Here is a 20,336-nt window from a genome sequence, read left to right on the forward strand (position 1 = left end):
GTGCTGTGGGCTGCGTCACAACGCGGCCCGTGTGTGAAGGAGATCAGGCATGAGCGTCCGAGAAGCGGTGCGGCAGGCGGGAACCGGTCCCGCCGCACTCCGGAGGGTGGTGGCGGCCTCCATGGCCGGCACCGTCGTGGAGTGGTACGAGTTCTTCCTCTACGGCACCGCGGCGACGCTGGTGTTCAACAAGGTGTTCTTCGCCAAGGGCACCAGCGATCTGGATGCCATCCTCGCCGCGTTCATCACCTACGCGGTCGGCTTCGCGGCGCGCCCGATCGGCGGAATCGTGTTCGGGCACTTCGGTGATCGGCACGGCCGCAAGAAGCTGCTGCAGCTGAGTCTGGTGCTGGTCGGCGCGGCCACCTTCCTGATGGGCTGCCTGCCCACCTTCGCGCAGGTCGGCTACCTGGCTCCGGTGCTGCTGGTGACGCTGCGTTTCATCCAGGGCTTCGCCATCGGCGGCGAATGGGGCGGCGCGGTACTGCTGGTGGCCGAGCACAGCCCGAGCCGGGGCCGCGCGTTCTGGGCGTCGTGGCCACAGGCGGCGGTGCCGCTCGGGAACATGACCGCCACCGTCGTGCTGCTGGTGCTGACCTCGTCGCTGTCGGACGCGGCGTTCCTGTCGTGGGGCTGGCGGGTCGCCTTCTGGCTCTCGGCGGTGGTGGTGCTGATCGGCTACTACGTGCGCAGCAAGATCACCGACGCGCCCATTTTCCTTGCGGCGCAACAGCAGGCGGAGCGGGAGAAGGCCGATTCGTTCAGCCCGTTCGAGGTGCTGAAGCGCTACCCGCGCGGTGTGTTCACGGCGATGGGCCTGCGCTTCGGTGAGAACATCATGTACTACCTGGTCGTCACCTTCTCCATCACCTATCTCAAGGTGCACGTCGGCGCGAACACCAAGGTGATCCTGTGGTGGCTGCTGGCCGCGCACGCCGTGCATTTCCTGGTGATCCCGCTGGCGGGGCGGCTCAGCGACCGATACGGGCGCAAGCCCATCTATCTCATCGGCGCACTGGCGGCGGGGACCTGGGGCTTCTTCGGATTCGCGATGATGGACTCCAAGCACAATGCCCTGATCCTGCTCGCCGTCATCATCGGGCTGGTGTTCCACGCCCTCATGTACGCGGCGCAGCCGGCGATCATGGCCGAGATGTTCCCCACCCGCATGCGGTATTCCGGTGTGTCCCTGGGCTATCAGGTGACCTCCATCGTGGCCGGGTCGCTCGCGCCGATCATCGCGGTGAAGCTGCTGGACGTCTACAAGTCCGCGGTGCCGATCGCCGTGTACCTGGCGGCCGCGTGCGCGGTGACCGTGATCGCGGTGCTGTGCGCGAAGGAGACGAAGGGCCTCGACCTCGAGGCCGTCGACCGCGCCGACGCGGAAGAGACCGCGACGCAGGCTGATTCGAAGACGGTGAGCGCATGAGGCCGGGCGATCGCGGCGAGGGTGACCTACGCGGGCGGACGGTGCTGGTCACCGGCGGCGGAAGCGGGATCGGCGCGGCGTGCGCGCGGGAACTGGCCCGGCGCGGCGCGGCGGTGCGGGTCGCCGACATCGACGGGGTGGCCGCCAAGACGGTGGCCACCGAGATCGGCGGCACCGCATGGGAAGTCGACCTGTCCGACGTCGCCGCCCTGGAGAACCTGGAATTGGACGTCGACATCCTGGTCAACAATGCCGGCGTCCAAACCGTCGCTCCCATCACCGAATTCCCGCCCGAACGGTTCCGGACCATGCTCGCGCTCATGGTGGAGGCGCCGTTCCTGCTCACCCGCGCCGCGCTGCCGCACATGCAGCGGCGGCGGTTCGGGCGGATCGTCAACGTCTCCTCCGTGCACGGCCTGCGCGCCTCGGCCTTCAAGTCCGCGTACGTGACGGCCAAGCACGCCCTCGAAGGTCTGTCGAAGGTGACGGCGCTGGAGGGCGGGCCGTTCGGGATCACCAGCAACTGCGTCGATCCGGGCTACGTACGGACCCCCTTGGTGGACAAACAGATCGCCGATCAGGCCAAGGCGCACGGGATCGCCGAGCAGGAGGTGGTCGAGACCGTCATGCTGACCGAGAGCGCGATCAAACGGCTCGTCGAACCGGAGGAGGTCGCCTCGCTGGTCGGCTGGCTCACCTCCGACATGGCGGGCATGGTGACCGGTGCTTCGTACACCATGGACGGTGGATGGAGCGCACGATGACAGGGATCTTCGCGCCGGCGGGCGGCCCCGAGCCCCAGTGGACACCGGGACTCGACGTCATCGAGGACGCGCGGATCACCCGGTTCGCGCGGTTCGTCACCGCGCGGACCGGCGTGCGCCTGCCCGACTATCAAGCGCTGTGGCAGTGGTCGGTCGATGATCTGCCCGGCTTCTGGCGAGCGGTGTGGGACTGGTTCGAGCTCGGCGACGTGCCCGGTGCGGTGCTGGCCGACGACTCCATGCCGGGAGCCCGCTGGTTCCCCGGCGCCACGGTCAACTACGTCGATCAGGTGGTGCGGCAAGCGCGCACCGACCGGCCCGCCATCGTGACACTGCGCGAGGACGCCCCGCCGGGCGAGCTGTCCTGGACGGAATTGCTCACGCGCACAGGCGCGCTCGCCCGGTCGCTGCGCACCCTGGGTGTCGGACCCGGGGATCGGGTGGCCGGGTACCTGCCCGATATCGCCGAGACGGTCATCGCCTTCCTCGCCACCGCGAGCATCGGCGCGATCTGGAGTGTCTGCGGGCAGGACTATTCGGCCCAGGCCGCGCTCGACCGGCTCGGGCAACTGGAGCCGACGGTGCTGATCACCGCCGACGGCTACCGGTACGCGGGCCGGGCGCACGACAAGCGCGACGAGATCGCGGCATTGCGCGCCGGATTGCCCACCCTGCGGGCGACCGTGGCGGTCTCCCGGCTCGGGCTCGCGGTGAACGGAGCCCTGACCTGGGACAGCGTCGCCTCAATGGAGTGGGCCGGGTCCGGAATCGACACGGTGGCAGTGGATTTCGACCACCCGCTGTGGGTCCTGTACTCCTCGGGCACCACCGGAAAACCGAAGGGAATCGTGCACGGGCACGGCGGGGTGCTGCTCGAACACCTGAAATCGCTGTCCCTGCAATCGGATATCGGGCCCGAGGACACCTTCTTCTGGTACACCAGCCCGTCCTGGATGATGTGGAACTACCAGGTCGCCGGATTGCTCGTCGGGGCCACCATCGTCTGCTACGACGGCAGCCCCGCCCACCCCGCGCCGGACGGATTGTGGCGGTTGGCGGCCCGCACCCGCGCGACCGTGGTGGGCACCAGCCCCGGATACCTGCTCGCCTGCGAGAAGGCCGGCGCGGCGCCGGGCCGCGACCATGACCTGTCAGCCCTGCGGTCGGTCGGCGTCACGGGTGCGGCACTGCCGCCATCGTCCTCACTCTGGGTGCGCGACGCCGTGGGTGAGCACGTGCCGGTGTCCTCGATCAGCGGCGGCACCGATGTGGTGTCGGCCTTCTGCGGCGGCGTGCGGACGGTGCCGGTCTGGCCCGGGGAGCTGTCCGCCCCCTATCTCGGTGTGGCGCTGGACTCCTGGGACGAACACGGCCGCCCCACCCGGGGCGAGGTGGGGGAGCTGGTGATCACCGCGCCCATGCCGTCGATGCCGCTGCGATTCTGGAACGACCCCGACGGCGCCCGATACCGCGAGGCGTACTTCGACGCCTACCTCGGTGTGTGGCGGCACGGGGACTGGATCACCCGCACCGAACGCGGCAGCGTGATCGTGCACGGCCGTTCGGACTCCACCCTCAACCGCAACGGGATTCGCATGGGTAGCGCGGACATCTACCGAGCCGTGAGCGCCCTGCCCGAGATCGCCGACGCGCTGGTGCTCGGCGTCGAGCAGCCCGGCGGCGGTTATTGGATGCCGTTGTTCGTCGTGCTCGCCGACGGCGCCGAGCTGACCGACGAGGTGCGCCACCGGGTGAATACGGCCATCCGCAGCGAACTCTCGGCGCGGCACGTACCCGACGAGATCATCGCCGCCCCGGGCATCCCGCACACGCGGACCGGCAAGAAACTCGAAGTCCCGCTGAAGAAACTCTTCCAGGGCCGCGATCCCGGCGAGGTCGTCGCGCGCGGGGCCGTCGACCGCCCCGAACTACTGGACTGGTTCGCGGCGTTGCGGCCCGGGTGACCCGTCCGGCTCAGGTGATCGCCCGGGCTCCGGATCACTCGATTCCGGCGCGGGCGGTCTGCGCGACTGCCACCAGTCGCGGAGCTGATCCCAGCGGGTGGCGCGGGCGGGCCAGAACTCCTCGACGCTGGCATTGAACTCCGCGCCGAGGATGATCGCGAAGCCCAGGAAGAAGGTGAACAGCAGGAAGGCGATCGGGGCGGCGAGCGCGCCGTAGGAGATGCCGGTGCGGGTGATCCAGGCCAGGTAGCGGCGCAGGCCCTCGCTGGCGGCCATGAAGAAGACGCCCGCGACCAGCGCCCCGCCGAAGAGGCGATGCCACGGCAGGGTGCGGTGCAGCGCGGTCTTGTAGAGGAAGGTCAGCCCGACGATCAGCAGCAGACCGGTGGCCGGGTAGTAGAAGGCGTCGATCAGGCGCAGACCCGGTTCGCGCCAGCCGTGCGGGAGGACCCGGCCCATCAGGGTCGGGCCCAGCGCGATCAGCGGCAGGATCAGCACCGCCACGACCAGGAAGCCGACATAGAGCAGCAGCGCGAAGATGCGCTGCCAGACCGGGTGGCGGGCGGTGGCCTGGCCGTGCGCGGCGGTGATGGCGTCGACGAAGGTCGCCATCGCCGAGGACCCGGCCCACAGCGACAGCACGAAACCCACCGACACCACACCGCCGTGACCGCGTTGCAGCACGTCGTTCACGGTCGGCTGGACCAGGGTGTCGACCACGCTGGGGCTGAACGCCTTCCGCGCGAAGCTCACGATCTTGGACTGCACGATGCCCACGGTGTTCGGCCCGAACCAGTGCCCGACATAGCCGAGGCTGCCGAGCAGACCCAGCAGCAGCGGGGCCAGCGACAGGGTCTGCCAGAAGGCGGCCGCCGCGGATTTGGCGAAGATGGAGTCGCCCCACGCCTTGACCGCGACGTGCGTCACGAGCTGCCGGGTGCGACCCCAGCGGGTGTCGGCGAGCACGACGGGGGTGCCGGGCGGGGACGCGTCGGCGTGTTGCGGAGATTCGTCGTGCGCGTTCATCGTGGTCCAAGCATCGCCTACCAGGGCTTCGAATGGGATGGGACCCGCAATGTGTCGTGCGGCACTCGAAGGGGCTGTGTCGGATTGGAAAGCAGTCGGTCGCACTCGCTAATCTCTTCCGAGTGACTTCGGGTGGTGGCGGTTCGCTACGTGCATGGCAACGCAGGGCGCTGACGAAGTATCTGACTGCCAAGCCACGGGACTTCCTCGCCGTCGCCACGCCCGGCGCGGGTAAGACGACCTTCGCGTTGCGGGTGGCCGCCGAGCTGCTCAACGACCGCACGGTCGATCAGGTGACGGTGGTCGCGCCCACCGAGCACCTCAAGCATCAGTGGGCGGCCTCGGCCGCGCGCACCGGCATCCAGCTGGATTCGAACTTCTCCAACTCGACCGGTTCCACCTCGTCGGACTATCACGGCGTGGTCGTCACCTACGCGCAGATCGCGTCGCATCCGTTCAAGCACCGGGTGCGCACCGAGAACCGCAAGACGCTGGTGATCATGGATGAGATCCATCACGCCGGCGACGCCAAGAGCTGGGGTGAGGCGGTCGAGGAGGCGTTCAGCGACGCCACCCGCCGCCTGCACCTGACCGGAACCCCGTTCCGCAGCGACGACTCCAAGATCCCGTTCATCACCTACGAGGCCGACGAGTCCGGGTTCGAGAAGTCACGCGCCGACCACACCTACGGCTACTCCGAGGCGCTCGCCGACGGTGTCGTCAGACCCGTGGTGTTCCTCGCCTATTCCGGCGAGGCGCACTGGCGGGACAGTGCGGGCGAGGAGTACTCGGCGCGCCTGGGCGAACCGTTGAACGCGGAACAGACCGCGCGGGCCTGGCGCACCGCCCTGGACCCGGCCGGTGACTGGATGTCGAAGGTGCTCACCGCGGCCGACACCCGGCTGCGGCAGTTGCGCGCCACCGGCATGCCCGACGCGGGCGGCCTGGTGATCGCCACCGACCAGGAGAAGGCGCGCGACTACGCCGAACTGCTGGAACACATCTCGGGCACCAAACCGACCATCGTGTTGTCCGACGATCCGGACTCCTCCGACCGCATCGGCGAGTTCAGCAACAACACCGACCCGTGGATGGTCGCGGTGCGCATGGTGTCCGAGGGCGTCGACGTGCCGCGGCTGGCGGTCGGCGTGTACGCCACCAGCGCCTCCACCCCGCTGTACTTCGCGCAGGCCATTGGTCGTTTCGTGCGTGCCCGCAAGGCCGGTGAGACCGCGAGCGTGTTCCTGCCGTCGGTGCCGGTGCTGCTGGACCTGGCCGCGCAGCTGGAACTGCAGCGCGACCACGTCATCGGCAAACCGCACCGCGAGGCCGACGGTCTCGAGGACGAACTGCTCATCGACGCCAACAAGCAGAAGGACGAGCCGGGCGAGGAGGAGAAGAAGTTCATCGCCCTCGCCGCCGACGCCGAACTCGACCAGGTCATCTACGACGGCGACTCCTTCGGCACCGCCACCTTCTCCGGCAGCGACGAGGAAGCCGACTACCTCGGCATCCCGGGCCTGCTCGACGCCGACCAGATGCGCGCGCTGCTGCGCGAACGCCAGTCCCGCCAACTCCAGGACCGCAGCGCCGCCGCCGAGGCCCGCCCGTCCGGGGCCGGCGTGGAGGCGGCCGCCGAACGCGCCGCCACCGCCGACCGCCTGGGGGAATTGCGCCGCGAACTCAACAGCCTGGTCGCCATGCACCACCACCGCACCGGCAAACCGCACGGCGTCATCCACGGCGACCTGCGCCGCGAATGCGGCGGCCCGCCCACCGCGCTGGCCACGGCCGACCAACTCTCGCAGCGCATCGCCGCCCTGCGCCGGGTCTGAGCCGGGGGCGTCCCGCGCAAGACACGGACGAGAGCGCTTGCCGCCGACCGCGTCCCGACATGTCTGTGACCATGCCGGATCCGGTCATCGCAGCGCGATCTCGGTCGGCATCCACCGCAGGTGCGGACCCCGCCGATCTCGGTGACGGTGTTCGTCGCCGGCTGATCGAGACATCGGCGCGCAGCCGGGCGACGCGTCGGGCCGAGCCGGATGGGACGAGCGGCAACGCCGGCGTGAACGTGGCGCGGGGGGTAGGTGAGGCTGAGGCCGGTCCCGGGGCTGGGCGAGAACCGCCGGTCCGTGACGAGAGCGCTTGTCGCGGACCGCATCCCGCCGTGGCGGCGTGGCTAGGCGATCTGTAGTTCGACGACGACGGGGTCGCCCGCGGCAAGCCCCTCGGCGGTGCGCACCGCCTTCTTCATCGGCAGTACATAGGTGCCGCGTTTGCTGTCGGGGAAGATCGAGGTGGACCAGCGGCTGGTGCCGACGGTGACTTTCACCTTGACCGAACCGAATCCGGCGGCGGTGTGGCCGTAGAGTTCGTCGATCTCGTCGGTGACGGCCTCGGGCAGGCTCACGAAGTGCCACGCGGCCTGGGCTTCCCATTCCCAGAGCTCGGCGGTGAACCTGTACGTGGACTTCGCCATGCCCCGACGATAGCCGCGAGGACCGACAGGTTCGGGTTGCGACGCTCAGCGGGTGAAGTAGCGGGCTGGGGAGACGCCGACCTCGCGGTGGAAGGCGGCGACGTAGGCGCTCGGGGTGGAGTACCCGACCCGGGCCGCGATCCGGGCGACCGGCAGACCCGAGGCCAGCAAGGGCAGCGAGGCGGCCAGCCGGAGCTGGGTTCGCCACTGGCCGAAGGTGATTCCGGTCTCGGCGAGGAAGCCCCGGGCCAGGGTGCGGGGACTGGTGGCCACCGCGTCCGCCAGTTCGGCCAGGGTGCGCTGGTCGGCCGGGTCGGCGCGCAGCAGCTCGGCGACCCGGCGGGTGCGCGGCTCCTCAGGGGTGCGCGCGCCGATGGGGATCACCTCCACCGGATCGAGCAGGTCGAACACCACCGCCTCGGTGCGCTCGCGCTGGGCGTCGGTGGTGGTGGTCGCGGTCAGGTGCAGGAACAGTTCGTGCAGGAGCCGATCCACGCGCAGCATCACCGGGGCCGGATAGTGCACCGGCGACTGATCGGGGGTCAGGAAGATGCCGTGCATGATCGCGCCCTCGAGGGTGCCGGTCCGGTGGACCGTCCCGCCGGGGATCCACAGTGCGCGCGTCGGCGGCAGCACCCAGTGTCCACCCGGTGTCTCGACGGTCAATACTCCCTGTGCGGCCCAGGCGATCTGGTGCTGCTCATGCTCGTGTTCGTCGAACCAGTACCCGGCGGGCAGTGTGCCGAGGCCGAAGACCATGGCGGTCGGCCCCGGCGGCGGGGCCAGCACCCGGGTCTGACCGTTTGGCGACATAATCTGTCACCATAGTCCCTCGCGGCCATGCATGCCTCGTTCTAGCGTTATGGCCATGGGGATGAACTACTTTCACCAGCTTCTCTGCCGCTCGAGCACCTGGGAGCGGGCCAGCGCGAACCAGATCGTCCCGTGGGCGTTGCGGGACATCGACCTCGGCGACAACGCCCTCGAGATCGGACCCGGCTACGGCGCGAACGTCGACACCCTGCGCTCCCGTGTCCCCGCCCTCACCGGCCTCGAGATCGACCCGGCCCTGGCCGCCCGCCTGCGTACCCGCAAGGCCGGCGTGATGCGGATCATCGAGGGCGACGCCACCGAGATGCCCTTGCCCGGCACCGAGTTCAGCTCCGTGCTCAGCTTCACCATGCTCCACCACGTCCCCACCCCCGCCCTGCAGGACGAGCTCTTCGCCGAGGCTTTCCGGGTCCTGCGCCCCGGCGGCGTCTTCGCGGGCAGCGACGGCGTCGACCGCCTCACCTTCCGCCTCATCCACCTCGGCGACACCTGTGTCCCGGTCCCGCCCGAGACGATGCGGGCCCGCCTCACCCGCGTCGGTTTCACCGATATCGAAGTCCGCAGCGCGGCAACCTACTTCCGCTTCCGCGCCCGCCGCCCCGAGTAGGCCGGACCGCGGCAGCTGACCGGCCCCTCAGGTCCGAAGCGTGGTTGGACGGCCACCCCGGCCGGCGCTGGTGAACCCATTGCCGCACAGCGCGGTTGGGCCCGCCGGGTGGCGCGGCGACCCCCATCGGCACGTCTTGCCGCCGCTCAGTGAAGGACGGCTGATTGCTCAGCCGAAGAACACCGCCGGGTCGAGGGCGTCGATAGGCGTCCAGCGAGGAATCGAGATCGGGGCCTCGGTGTCTGCGGCGGGCGGGTCGAGGCGGTAGCCCTGCAGATCCAAGGCGAGCCAGGGGTTCTCGTCGATCAGCCGCACGACCGCGTAGCAGGCGGCCAGCATGTGCAGGCAGCGGGCGTTGCGGGCGCGGCAGGAGCAGTCGGTGGCCGCGAGGATCGGGGTGACCGAGATGCCCGCGGCGAGGACCGCGGCGTGCAGATCGTCGCTGAGGGTGAGGCTGTCGGCGGGGACCACGGCGGCGATGGCGTCGATGGTGGAGCGGGGGAACGAGGTCAGTTCCAGGTGGGTCACCGAGGCTTCGGAGCCGCGGTGGATGTGGGCCCGGACCACGGTGCCCTCGATCTCGGTGCGGACGCCTTTGTTGCGGGCGATGCTGCGGGCGCGGGGGAGCAGCGGCTCGGGTTTGGTGAGGTTCAACGGTTCCGCGAGCCGGACCCAGTCCTTGCCCCAGGCGGTGTATCCGAATTCGTTGTCGGCCATGTCAGTTCCCCCGCTTCCGGCGCAGCAGTTCCATGAGTCGTTCGTCGTCGAGGCGTGCGAGTTCGGCGACACCGGCCGCGTCGGTGAGGTTGGTGAGCGCGGACTTGCGGTCGTGCATGCCCGCGATGTGCTCCTCGATGGTGGTGCCCGAGGTGAGGGTGGTGATGGTGACGGTGCGGGTCTGCCCGATGCGGTGCGCGCGATCGGAGGCCTGCGCCTCCACGGCCGGATTCCACCAGCGGTCGTAGTGCACGACATCGGCGGCGCGGGTCAGGGTCAGGCCGGTGCCCGCCGCGCGCAGGCTCAGCACCAGGATCGGTGGGCCGTCCGGGGATTGGAAGCCGGAGACGATCGCGGCGCGCTGCTCGGCATTGAGTCCGCCGTGGAAGAACGGCGCCGCCACCCCGAACTCCTCGGCGCAGTGCCGGACCAGCAGCTCGCCGGTCTTGCGGTACTGGGTGAATACCAGTGTGGGCGAGTCGTTGTCGAGGTTGCCGGCCAGGATGTCGGAGCAGACGTCGAATTTGCCGGAGCGCCCGGCCAATTCGCTCAGGTCCCCGGTGATCAGCCCGGGGTGATTGCACACCTGCTTGAGTTCGGTCAGCACGGCCAGCACCCGGGTGTGCCGCTGCGCGCCGCTGCCGAAGCCCTGGGCCTCGGCGCGGTCCAGCAGCCGGTCGTAGATCCGCTCCTGTTCCTCGGTCAGATCGCACACCAGATCGGTGTGGATCTTGGGCGGCAGGGTCGCGGCGACCTGGGTCTTGCGGCGCCCCAGCACAACCGGCTCGAGGGCGTCGCGCAACCGCAGCACCGCGCTCGCCGAGCCCTCGCTGATGGGCCGCACGAACCGCCGGCGGAACTGCGCCTTGTGGGTGAACTCTCCGGGCACGACCAGGTTCAGCAGCGCCCACAGTTCGTCGAGGTGGTTCTCCACGGGCGTGCCGGTCAACGCGATGCGCGCGTCGGCGGGAATCGCCCGCGCCGCCTTGGCGACCTGGGTGCGCGGATTCTTGAGCACCTGAGCCTCGTCGAAAACGACGCTCGCCCAGCGTTGCCCGGCCAGGGCCTCGCCGTGCCCGCGCAGGGTCGGGTAGCCGGTCACCACGATGGCGCCCGCGTCCGCGTCCGGGGCGTCGCCGCCGCGCCAGGCCACGGCCCGCAGTCCGGGCGCGAATCGCTCGATCTCATGCGCCCAGTTGCCGACCAGTGATGTTGGACACACTACGAGTTGTGGCCCGTCTCCGGCCTTCCCGAGGAGGTAGCCGATGGCCTGCACGGTCTTGCCGAGGCCCATCTCGTCGGCCAGGACCGCGCCGCCGTGTGTGGCGGTCGTCTCACGCAGCCAGGTGATGCCGCGCGCCTGATACGGCCGTAGCTCGGCCTTCAGTCCGGAGCGCAGCTCGGCGCTCAGCGCGACGGTGTCGCGCAGCGCCCGCAGGGTCCGGGCCGCGGACACCACGGCCGTTCCGGTGGCGTTGGGGACGGCGTGCGCGGCCGTGGGCAGGAGGCGGATCTCGAGGCCGTCGTCGAGGGCTTCACGTAACCGGCGTATTGATTCGCCGGGATTGGCGATAGCCAGAGTGCATAACCGTTCCGGTTCCACCAGAGCGCATTCCACGTCGGCGACGCCGATGCCGTCGCGGTCCGGGACGGCCAGGGCGAGGGTCTGCACCTCGCCCAGTTCGCGCGGCGCGCGTCCGGGGCCGTGGCCGGTCCACGTCCAGAGCGCGACCATATGACGATCCTGTAGGTAGGTGGCTTGCGAGGTCTGCGGCACCCATCCGTTGTACCCGGCCGGACTTGTCGGGCGCACATGACGCTTCTCGCGTTGCGCGCAGTACTTTTCACGTGTCTTCGGCCACAGTTGTGACCGCTACCACGTTTCATAGCAGCCATGCATAGCGAAAGCGGGCGACCTGCCGGTCGCCCGCTTTCGGGGTTTTCTGTTGGGAAGATGGAATTGTCGTGAGTTGGGAGGAGCTGTTACAGCGCCGGTGCCGACTCCGAGTCGATCACGGCCTCGAGCTCACGAAGACGGTCCATGTGCTCATTGGCGTGATGCTGGCAGAAGAGCAACTCTCCACCTGCGGGCAAGGTAGCGCGCACGCGCGCAGCCGCCCCGCAGCGGTCGCAACGATCGACCGCGGTCAGTGGGGTGCTTGTCAGGGTTCCTGGCATGACTCCTCCGTCCTGGCTCTGGGTGTTCACGCACCGTTCGCCTGGTGTGGGGGCCCGCGGACCATTCCGCGAACCTCGCTACCGCTACTTCCCAGCAGTGGCTTGTTGACTACTCTGTCAGACGTTCGGCGAGAGGACTTTGTTCCCGTGCAGTTTCCCGTGTGTTTTCAGTAACACGACCTGGGATTTCGCTGAAAGCGAACAGGTCCTGGTGACTGCCCATTAGGACGGAGGAACCTCCCGTTCGAACACGCTGATCGAGTTGTCTATCGGGAGACTACCCGGGCGCACCGACACTCACACTCCGATTGGCTGTCGTGCCCTGCGCGCCAGCAAACCGTAATCAAGGCGGCTGAATCGGAGACCTGGCCGCGACCGGCGCGACCTCGAGTTCACCGGGGGCCTCGATACCATCAGGGGGTATGCCCTTCCTGCATCGTTCGCCCATCGCGAACGGCCGCGCCGATCGGCGTGTTCAGAACCAGGATTCGTCGAGTTCCACGGTGGTGCGATCGCCGGAGTCGAGCAGGTCGAATTGCGGTGCGGTGCGGGGGAGTTCCCAGCGGAAGAAGTACCGCGCGGCCAGTCGCTTGCCGTGGCCGAAGGCCGACTCGGGCAGCGCGTGAGCGGCCACCGCCTGCTCGAGCCAGATCCAGGCCAGCACCACATGGCCGAACGCCTCCAGATAGACCGCCGAATTGGTCAGCGCCGCTTCGGGGTTGCCCGTGCCCCACAGGCCCGCCGTGGTGGCGGCCAGCCGGCCCATGGCGGCCTCCAGGGCGTCGGCGAATCCGGCCAGCTCGGCGTCGCCGGCGCTGCGGGCCGCGGCGATGGTGGCCGCCATCGTCTCCAGCAGGGCCGCCAGGGCGGCGCCGTTGTCGAGGGTGACCTGCCGGCCGAGCAGGTCCATGCTCTGAATGCCGTGGGTGCCTTCGTGAATCGGGTTGAGGCGATTGTCGCGGTAGTGCTGTTCCACGTCGTAGTCGCGGGTGTAGCCGGCGCCGCCGTGGATCTGGATGGCCAGGTCGTTGGCGGTCAGGCACCACTGGCTGGGCCAGGACTTGGCGATCGGGGTCAGGATGCGCAGCAGCGTGCCCGCCCGCTCGCGGCCGGATTCGGTTGCCGCGGTGCGGTGCTCGTCGACCAGCTTGCCGCAGTAGAGCTGCAGCGCCAGCGCGCCCTCGGCATAGGCCTTCTGCGCCAGCAGCATGCGCCGCACGTCCGGATGCTCGATGATCGGGACCTGCGCACCGCCGCGGGCGCTGACCGGGCGGCCCTGCGGGCGGGTGCGCGCGTAGTCGAGCGACTTCAGGTAGCCGGTGTAGCCGAGCGCCGTGGACGCCAGGCCGACGCCGATGCGGGCCTCGTTCATCATCGTGAACATTTGCGCCAGACCGTGATTCGGCTCGCCCACCAGATAGCCGACGGCACCCGGCTCGCCGCCGGGGGTGAAGTTGCCGTCGCCGAACACCGGCGCGGTGTTGACGGTGCCGCGCCAGCCCATCTTGTGGTTGATGCCCGACAGCACGACGTCGTTGTGCACGGTCGGTTCGCCGTCGGCGTCGGGCAGGAACTTCGGCACCACGAACAGTGAGATGCCGCGGGTGCCCTCCGGCGCGCCCGGGATCCGGGCCAGCACCAGATGCACGATGTTCTCCGACAGTTCGTGGTCGCCGCCGGAGATCCACATCTTGTGTCCGAACACGCGGTAGGAGCCGTCCGCCGCGGGCACGGCCCGGGTGGTGATGTCGGCCAGGCTGGACCCGGCCTGCGGCTCCGACAACGCCATGGTGCCGAAGCTGCGGCCCTCCAGCATGGGGCGCACGTAGGCGTCGATCTGCTCCGGGCTGCCGTGCGCGGCAAGCAGATTCGCGTTGCCGGTGGTCAGCAGCGCGTAGGCGGCGGTGCCGACATTGGCCGCGTGGAACCACGACATGCACGCGGTGTAGACCGAGTGCGGCAGCTGCATCCCGCCGACCTCGTAATCCATTGCCGCGCCGATCATTCCGGCGTCGGCGAAGGCTCGCAGCGCCTTGCCGACGGCGGGGATGATGTGCACGCGCTCGCCGTCGAAGCTGGGCTCGTGCAGATCGTTCTCGCGATTGTGCGGGGCGAAGTAGGCCGCGGCCAGGTCCTGGCACAGGCGCAGCACCTGGTCGAAGGTGTCGCGGGAGTGGTCGGCGAAGCGGTCCCGGGTGGTCAGGGACTCCACGTCGAGCCAGTCGTAGAGCAGGAACTCGAGGTCGCGCGCGGACATGATGGTGGAGGGGTTCATGGTTCCTCGGACGGTCGGGTACGTGAAGTCGTACCTGACGGTCTACCAGATGACCGGTCCGCCGCGCTGACCAGCATCGACGCACCGAAACCTACCGGAGCTGGTTCAGGGTCGGTAGGGAGTTCCGGTAACTCCGCGCACGGATGGCCGAACCATCACCCGACGCCGCGCGCACTGTCACGACCGCACCGTCGCGCCTGCCGAAGGCGCCGTCACGACCGCACCGCGTGGCGGCCGCGGTGGGCGCGGCCGAAGTGTCCGGGCGACTGGCCCTTCCAGGACAGATTCGCCTGGGGGAGTGGGGTTTCCAGGGTGACGGTCTGGAATTCCATGCGGGACCGCGGCATCGAGAAGCGCACGTCCTCGACGCCGAAGACCGCGCCGAACATCTCGTAGATGGGGTGGGCGTCGAGGGAGAGCTCGACGCGCACGGCGGGGACGCGGATCGGAATGAGGTCCTGCTGGACGGTGGCGATGGCCGCCGGTCGCCGCGGGATGCGCCGCCGCCGCCTCGCCCCCCGCCCGGATCGCCATCAACGACGTCGGCCCGCAGGTGGCCCGGCCCCAGCCGTACCGAGCCGCGCCGAGCCGATGCGGATCGGCCGCCCTCGCCTAGATTGGACGGGTGGGAATCGAACAGGACACGACACCGGCCACCCTGCTGCACATCTGCTCCCGCGACGAATGGGAGAGCGCCCGCGCCGCAGGCGAATACCGCGCGCCGTCGCTGGCCGAGGCCGGATTCATCCACCTGTCGGCCCCGTACCAGGCGCATCTGCCCGCGAATCGCCTCTTCGCCGGCCGGACCGATCTGGTGCTGCTGCACCTGGATCCCGCCGCGCTCGGTTCGCCGGTGAAATGGGAGCCGGGTGTGCCCACCGATCCGGATTCCATGCTGTTCCCCCACCTGTACGGCCCGCTGCCGGTGGCGGCCGTCACCGCGGTGACCGATTTCGTGCCCGGACCCGACGGCGGCTTCGCCCCGCTGGAAGCGAACTGATCACGCCCCGGACGCAGCTCCCCGCGATTCGCGCGGGTTGTCCTAATCTGGACCTGTGAACGTCGATGTGACTGCCCTGCCCGGTATCGGTGTCCGCAAGGACTTCGAAGTCAGATCGGGCCGGCGGATCGGAGTCGTCGCGCACCGGGACGGCGGAATCGACCTCATCGTCTCCCAGCGCGACGACCCGGACGCCTGTATCGCGCAGGTGCCGCTGACCCCGGACGAGGCCGCGGTGCTGGCCAACCTGCTGGGCGCGCCGCAGCTGGTACAGCAGCTCAGGGAAGAACACTCCGACCTACCCGGGATCACCACCCGGCAGCTCAGCGTCAGCGGGAGCTCGCCGTATCGAGGGCGCATGCTCGGGGAGACCGCCATGCGGACCCGCACCAAGGCGTCCATCGTCGCGATCATGCGGGCGGGGCAGGTACAGCCGTCGCCGGGTCCGGACCAGGTGCTCGACTCCGGGGACATCCTGGTCGTGGTCGGAACTCCGCACGGGCTGGACGCGGCCGCTCGCATCCTGGCCGACGGCTGAGCCCGGTGGACTCGACCGGCCTAGCCCTGTTCGAACTCGGCGCGATCTTGTTCGCGCTCGGCATGCTGGGCCGGCTGGCCGCTCGCTTCGGCATGTCGCCGATCCCTCTCTATCTGCTGGGCGGCCTGGCCTTCGGTCAGGGCGGCATCGTGAAGATGAAGGCAGCCACCGAATTCGGGCACATGGCCGGCGAGATCGGCGTGGTGCTGCTGCTCCTGCTGCTCGGGTTGGAGTACACCGCCGCCGAATTGGTGACCGGGCTGCGCCGCTCCTGGGTGGCGGGTCTGCTCGACATCGTCGCCAATGCCACGCCGGGCGTGGTGGTCGCGCTCATGCTCGGGTGGGGTCCGGTCGGCGCGGTCACCATGGGCGGCGTCACCTACATCTCGTCCTCGGGCATCGTCGCCAAGGTGCTCAACGACCTCGGACGGCTCGGTAACCGCGAGACGCCGGTGGTGTTGTCCATCCTGGTGTTCGAGGATCTGGCCATGGCGGTGTATCTGCCGATCCTCACCATGATGCTGGCCGGGCTGAGCTTCGCCAGCGGACTGCGATCGCTGGCCATCGCGCTGGTGGCGATCACCGTGGTGCTCATCGTGGCCCTGCGTTACGGCCGCTACGTGTCGGCCATCGTGGACAGCAACGACCGGGAAGTGTTCCTGCTCAAGCTGCTCGGCGCGGCGCTGCTGGTGGCGGGCGCGGCTTCGGCGCTGAAGGTATCGGCGGCGGTCGGGGCGTTCCTGCTCGGCATCGCCATCTCCGGATCCACCGCCCAGGAGGCGGCCAAACTCCTCGAACCCCTGCGCGACCTGTTCGCGGCCATCTTCTTCGTGGCCTTCGGGCTCAATACCGACCCCACCGCGATTCCGCCGGTTCTGGGCTGGGCGGTGCTGCTGGCCGTCGTGACCGCGCTGACCAAGATCGGCACCGGGTGGTGGGCGGCCTCGCGGCAGGGGATCCGGCGGATGGGCCGGGCGCGCGCGGGCGCGGCGTTGGTGGCGCGCGGCGAATTCTCCATCGTCATTGCCGGGCTGGCGGTTTCGGTGGGTGGGGTGGATCCGCGGCTGGCGGCGCTGGCCTCGGCCTACGTGCTAATGATGGCCGTGCTCGGCCCGATCGCGGCCCGCGTCGTCGAGCCCGCCATCCGGCTGGTCCAACGCGACCGCGGGCGGATCGATCCCGTCCCCAGCTGAACTCGCGTTGTTTCCGGCCGTATCGGTGGGTCGCGTCCCACCGGTGGGGGCCGGATTCCGCTTCGCCGCCTTGCGCTCGCGCACCGCGATCAGCCGGTGCGAGAGCGCCACCGCGATCGCGCCCACCGCGAAACCGATGAGCAGCGCGAAGAAATGGCCGTAGTCGGTGAACGTGCGCCCGTGCCACACCCCGTACCCGTACCAGACCAGCATGGCCAGCGCCCACATCCAGCGGGCCGGACCCCGCAACCGGAAGGCCAGCACCGCCAGCATGGCCGAGATGCCGTAACTGGGGCCGACGTCCGAGGCGAACGCCACCCGGGTCGGGATCAGCTGCTTGTCCAGTTTGTGCGCGATGCCGAGCACCGTGATCAGGGTCGCCCCGACATGGCCGATCGCCACCACCACGATCCAGCGCAGCGAACCCAGCCACCGTTCGGCCAGCGCCATCAAGGTGATCAGGATGACGATCTCGCCCCAGGGGAAGCCGCCATCGGTCCAGAAGGCCGAGGCCACCAGCACCTGGATCGGGTCCCGCTGCATATTGCGCAGATTCGTCGAGGCCGAGAAGATCAGCCGCCGGCCCACGATGTCGCTCGCCCCGCGCAGCGTCCACCAGGTGATGAACAGGGTGAACGCGTAGGCGATACACGCCGGGGTGACCGCGAGCAGATCGCGATAGGCCTGGATCCCGCGCCGCACCCGATGCGGCTGCGCCCACCACTGGACGAGTGCGCCGAACCGCTCACCCAGGTCAACGGTCCGCAGCCAGGGCGGCTGATAGGTGCCCAATGCCATTGCGTCATGCTAACCCGAGGTCAGGGCCCGGTCAGTGCATCGCCGCGACCCGCCCGTGTACCGCGACCGGCGCGATCGAGCCGTATTCGGCCACGGTCACGGCGGTGCCGCGCTCCATACCCGATCCATGACCAGGGTCGCAGTCGCCGCGAGCCGCGATCACGGGTCATGAGCACCTGCGCGGATCGTGCTCGGCCCGGGGCGATGGCGGCGCGGCGGCGGGGGACTACCGTCGATGCGGTGCGCCGACATTCGATCGGCCGGTGCGCGCGAGTTTTCGATGCTGGAGCCGTTGTCAGGAGGGGTGACCGGGTGCGGATGTTTCGGGGCGTCATGCTGTGGGCCGGGGCCGTGGTGGTGGCGCCGTTCCTCGGATTCACCGGATACACCCTCGGGCGGGCCCGGCGGGCGCCGCGGCCGGGCGCGGAGGTGGTGGTCGTGCTCGGCTGCCGACTGCGCGGCGACCGGGTCTCGCCCATGCTGGCCCGGCGGCTCGATCGGGCGCTCGAGGTGATCCGGGACGAGCGGGGGCGCAGGCCGCTCGTGGTCGTGTCCGGCGGGCAGAGCGGCCGCGATACCGTGCCGGAGGCGATGGCGATGGCTGATTACCTTGTGGCGCACACGATTCCGGCGACGGGCATCGTCGCGGAGAATCGGTCCCGGAACACCGAGGAGAATCTGCGGTTCACCGCCGAGGAACTGGACTCGCTCGGCATCGACTCGCGCACGGCGCGAGTCACGGTGGTCACCAGTGATTTTCACGTATTGCGTACGCAGCGGCTGGCCCGGCGGCTGGGGTTGCGGGCCGAAGTCACCGGGGCGCGGACCACCCGTCTGCTGACCCGCAAGTCGTTCGCACGCGAATTCGTGGCCGTCCTCGTGTCGCTGGGCCGGAACGGATAGTCGCGCGATCAGGTGTGCCGGCCTGCGGCGGGGGCTGCTCAGTTGGCCGCGCCGCGCAGGTCCAGTCGGCGCATCACCCGGTCCACCACATCCGGTGGGACGCCGGGTTCGCGGCGGGCGGCCAGAGCTTCGGCGCGGCCCGCTTCCAGTACGTCATTGGTGATGGCCCGCATCTTGGCGGTGAAGGCGATCGCGCGATCGGTGGCCATGCGGGCATTGCTGTCGGCGGCCTCGGGGTCGGCGTGGGCGAGGCGGCGTTCGAAGCCGGACCGCAGCCGGTCGTAGACCTCTTCGGGCAGGTGCTCGGTCTGTGAGATCTCTTCCAGGCGTGCGAGTTCGGCCTGCAGCACCCGGGTCCAGAGCTCGCGTTCGATGACGCGTTCCGCGCCGGTGTCGGCACGCACGCCGGTGGCGCGCACCACCGCGGGCAGGGTCGGGCCTTGCAGCAGCAGCGTGAACAGCACGACCGCGAAGGCCGTGAACAGGATCTCGGTGCGGCCCGGGAACGGTTTCCCGGTGTCGGTGGTGAACGGAATGGCCAGCGCGAGCGCGACCGTCGCCACCCCGCGCATACCGGCCCACCAGGTGACCAGGGTCTCGCGCCAGTTGTAGGGCTCGTCGCGATCGCGGGCGCGCCACCAGGATTGGAAGAGCTTGGTGGTGATCAGCAGCCAGATCAGTCGTAATCCCACCACCACCGCGATGACGACGGCGGCCCCGCCGAGGAAACGCGGCCAGTCCGGTCCGGAGTCGCGCAGCACCGTGCTCAGTTCCAGTCCGATCAGCCCGAACGCGAACCCGGTGACCAGCATTTCGGTGATCTCCCAGAAGGAGTCGCCGACCAGGCGGTAGTCGCTGTCGCCGAAGTCGGTGGCGGCGTCGGTCAGGTACATCGAGCACACCAGCACCGCCAGGACCGCCGACCCGCCACGCGATTCGGAGAACCCGTACGCCGCGAACGGCAGCAGCAGCCCGAGCGCTACCCGCCACGGGGCCTCGTCGAGCCGTTGCATGAGTTTGCTTCCGGCCCAGCCGAACAGCAGCCCCACCGCCGCCCCGACCAGCGCCGACACCCCGAAGTCGAGCAGTGCGCCCCACGCGGAGAAGTTGCCCGACACCACCGCCTGCACCGCGACCGTGTACAGCACGATCGCGGTCACGTCATTGAACAGCCCCTCGCCCTCGAGCACCGCGACCAGTCGCCGCGGCAGCCCCAGCCTGCCGGCCAGCGCCGACACCGCCACCGGATCCGGCGGCGCCACCAGCGCGCCCAGCGCGACCGCCGCCGCGATCGGGACGGCCGGATACCAGAGGTGGAAGGCCCAGGCCACGGCCACGGTGGTGACGATGACCAGCACCACGGCGCGCAGGCTGATGGCCGCCCAGTTCTCGGCGAATTGCCGCCATGAGGTGCGTCGCGCGGCCGCGTACAGCAGCGGCGGAAGGACCAGCGGCAGAATCAGTTTCGGTTCGATCTGGATATTGGGGACCTGCGGGATGAGCGCGAGCACCACGCCGAAGGCGGTCATCAGGACCGCCGGGGCCTGGCCCAGCCGTCGTCCGAGCGGCTGCACGAGGATGGTCGCGAACAGGACCGCGAAGATCAACTCCAGCTGATGGTGGTCCACGGC

Annotated in this window: 20 protein-coding genes; 9 read left to right on the forward strand and 11 right to left on the reverse strand. The window is 69.7% G+C overall.

Going from position 1 to position 20,336, the window contains the following annotated elements:
* Positions 1-49: 49 nt before the first annotated feature.
* From ACFRAQ_RS10110 to ACFRAQ_RS10120, 3 genes are read left to right on the forward strand one after another with little or no spacing between them, the layout of a single operon-like run.
* A complete protein-coding gene (locus ACFRAQ_RS10110; RefSeq protein ID WP_379096914.1) occupies positions 50-1,429 on the forward strand; it encodes an MFS transporter in 1,380 nt (459 codons plus the stop codon).
* A complete protein-coding gene (locus ACFRAQ_RS10115; protein ID WP_379096917.1) occupies positions 1,426-2,193 on the forward strand; it encodes a 3-hydroxybutyrate dehydrogenase in 768 nt (255 codons plus the stop codon). Before ACFRAQ_RS10110 ends, ACFRAQ_RS10115 begins: the two co-directional genes overlap by 4 nt.
* The gene (locus ACFRAQ_RS10120; protein WP_379096920.1) at positions 2,190-4,157 is read left to right on the forward strand and encodes an acetoacetate--CoA ligase; all 1,968 of its coding nucleotides are present in this window, start codon (positions 2,190-2,192) and stop codon (positions 4,155-4,157) included. Before ACFRAQ_RS10115 ends, ACFRAQ_RS10120 begins: the two co-directional genes overlap by 4 nt.
* On the opposite strand, the gene ACFRAQ_RS10125 is transcribed toward ACFRAQ_RS10120, so the two are convergent.
* Entirely contained in the window at positions 4,122-5,183 is a 1,062-nt protein-coding gene (locus ACFRAQ_RS10125; RefSeq protein WP_379096923.1) for a YihY/virulence factor BrkB family protein, read from the reverse strand. The genes ACFRAQ_RS10120 and ACFRAQ_RS10125 overlap by 36 nt on opposite strands.
* A gap of 122 nt (positions 5,184-5,305) precedes the next feature.
* Between ACFRAQ_RS10125 and ACFRAQ_RS10130 the strand changes: the two genes are divergently transcribed.
* On the forward strand, positions 5,306-7,018 hold the full coding sequence (locus ACFRAQ_RS10130; RefSeq protein WP_357093597.1) for a DEAD/DEAH box helicase: 1,713 nt from the start codon (positions 5,306-5,308) through the stop codon (positions 7,016-7,018).
* A 347-nt stretch (positions 7,019-7,365) separates the two neighbouring features.
* Here ACFRAQ_RS10130 and ACFRAQ_RS10135 read toward each other — a convergent pair whose 3' ends face one another.
* Together ACFRAQ_RS10135 and ACFRAQ_RS10140 are read right to left on the reverse strand one after the other, a co-directional pair.
* Entirely contained in the window at positions 7,366-7,665 is a 300-nt protein-coding gene (locus tag ACFRAQ_RS10135; RefSeq protein WP_379096927.1) for a DUF1905 domain-containing protein, read from the reverse strand.
* A gap of 45 nt (positions 7,666-7,710) precedes the next feature.
* Positions 7,711-8,478, reverse strand: a complete 768-nt coding sequence (locus tag ACFRAQ_RS10140) for a helix-turn-helix domain-containing protein (protein WP_379096930.1) — start codon at positions 8,476-8,478, stop codon at positions 7,711-7,713.
* 55 nt (positions 8,479-8,533) lie between these two features.
* Here ACFRAQ_RS10140 and ACFRAQ_RS10145 point away from each other — a divergent pair, with 55 nt between their 5' ends.
* On the forward strand, positions 8,534-9,103 hold the full coding sequence (locus tag ACFRAQ_RS10145) for a class I SAM-dependent methyltransferase (RefSeq protein ID WP_379096933.1): 570 nt from the start codon (positions 8,534-8,536) through the stop codon (positions 9,101-9,103).
* A 168-nt stretch (positions 9,104-9,271) separates the two neighbouring features.
* Here ACFRAQ_RS10145 and ACFRAQ_RS10150 read toward each other — a convergent pair whose 3' ends face one another.
* The 5 genes from ACFRAQ_RS10150 to ACFRAQ_RS10170 all read right to left on the reverse strand — a co-directional run bounded on the left by ACFRAQ_RS10150 (position 9,272) and on the right by ACFRAQ_RS10170 (position 14,704).
* Positions 9,272-9,820 (reverse strand): hypothetical protein, encoded by a 549-nt coding sequence (locus ACFRAQ_RS10150; RefSeq protein WP_379096936.1) that lies wholly within the window; start codon positions 9,818-9,820, stop codon positions 9,272-9,274.
* Between the two features lies 1 nt (position 9,821).
* Positions 9,822-11,555, reverse strand: coding sequence for a DEAD/DEAH box helicase (locus ACFRAQ_RS10155; protein ID WP_379100189.1), 1,734 nt, complete (start codon positions 11,553-11,555; stop codon positions 9,822-9,824).
* A 248-nt stretch (positions 11,556-11,803) separates the two neighbouring features.
* Positions 11,804-11,998 (reverse strand): hypothetical protein, encoded by a 195-nt coding sequence (locus ACFRAQ_RS10160; protein ID WP_246597932.1) that lies wholly within the window; start codon positions 11,996-11,998, stop codon positions 11,804-11,806.
* A 475-nt stretch (positions 11,999-12,473) separates the two neighbouring features.
* Entirely contained in the window at positions 12,474-14,273 is a 1,800-nt protein-coding gene (locus ACFRAQ_RS10165) for an acyl-CoA dehydrogenase (RefSeq protein WP_379096939.1), read from the reverse strand.
* A 212-nt stretch (positions 14,274-14,485) separates the two neighbouring features.
* Positions 14,486-14,704: a hypothetical protein gene (locus ACFRAQ_RS10170; protein ID WP_379096942.1), complete on the reverse strand. Its 219-nt coding sequence runs from the start codon at positions 14,702-14,704 to the stop codon at positions 14,486-14,488.
* Positions 14,705-14,904: 200 nt separating this feature from the next.
* Between ACFRAQ_RS10170 and ACFRAQ_RS10175 the strand changes: the two genes are divergently transcribed.
* The 3 genes from ACFRAQ_RS10175 to ACFRAQ_RS10185 are packed head-to-tail and all read left to right on the forward strand — an operon-like array spanning position 14,905 to position 17,004.
* On the forward strand, positions 14,905-15,273 hold the full coding sequence (locus ACFRAQ_RS10175; protein WP_379100191.1) for a DUF952 domain-containing protein: 369 nt from the start codon (positions 14,905-14,907) through the stop codon (positions 15,271-15,273).
* A 55-nt stretch (positions 15,274-15,328) separates the two neighbouring features.
* A complete protein-coding gene (locus tag ACFRAQ_RS10180; protein ID WP_357283060.1) occupies positions 15,329-15,811 on the forward strand; it encodes a cation:proton antiporter regulatory subunit in 483 nt (160 codons plus the stop codon).
* A 5-nt stretch (positions 15,812-15,816) separates the two neighbouring features.
* The gene (locus ACFRAQ_RS10185) at positions 15,817-17,004 is read left to right on the forward strand and encodes a cation:proton antiporter (protein ID WP_357283061.1); all 1,188 of its coding nucleotides are present in this window, start codon (positions 15,817-15,819) and stop codon (positions 17,002-17,004) included.
* Here the strand turns inward: ACFRAQ_RS10185 and ACFRAQ_RS10190 are convergent.
* Both ACFRAQ_RS10190 and ACFRAQ_RS10195 read right to left on the reverse strand, forming a co-directional pair.
* Entirely contained in the window at positions 16,903-17,802 is a 900-nt protein-coding gene (locus ACFRAQ_RS10190) for a rhomboid-like protein (RefSeq protein WP_379096946.1), read from the reverse strand. The genes ACFRAQ_RS10185 and ACFRAQ_RS10190 overlap by 102 nt on opposite strands.
* Before the next feature lie 31 nt (positions 17,803-17,833).
* The gene (locus ACFRAQ_RS10195) at positions 17,834-17,965 is read right to left on the reverse strand and encodes a hypothetical protein (RefSeq protein WP_379096949.1); all 132 of its coding nucleotides are present in this window, start codon (positions 17,963-17,965) and stop codon (positions 17,834-17,836) included.
* 155 nt (positions 17,966-18,120) lie between these two features.
* Between ACFRAQ_RS10195 and ACFRAQ_RS10200 the strand changes: the two genes are divergently transcribed.
* Positions 18,121-18,705 carry a YdcF family protein gene (locus ACFRAQ_RS10200; protein WP_379100193.1) on the forward strand — a complete coding sequence of 195 codons (585 nt, stop codon included), beginning with the start codon at positions 18,121-18,123 and terminating at the stop codon, positions 18,703-18,705.
* 38 nt (positions 18,706-18,743) lie between these two features.
* Here the strand turns inward: ACFRAQ_RS10200 and ACFRAQ_RS10205 are convergent, their stop codons facing one another.
* Positions 18,744-20,333: a Na+/H+ antiporter gene (locus ACFRAQ_RS10205; protein ID WP_379096952.1), complete on the reverse strand. Its 1,590-nt coding sequence runs from the start codon at positions 20,331-20,333 to the stop codon at positions 18,744-18,746.
* Between the last annotated feature and the right edge of the window lie 3 nt (positions 20,334-20,336).

Origin of the sequence: Nocardia sp. NPDC056611 (genome assembly GCF_042792755.1) — a bacterium.
Taxonomy (GTDB): Bacteria; Actinomycetota; Actinomycetes; order Mycobacteriales; family Mycobacteriaceae; genus Nocardia.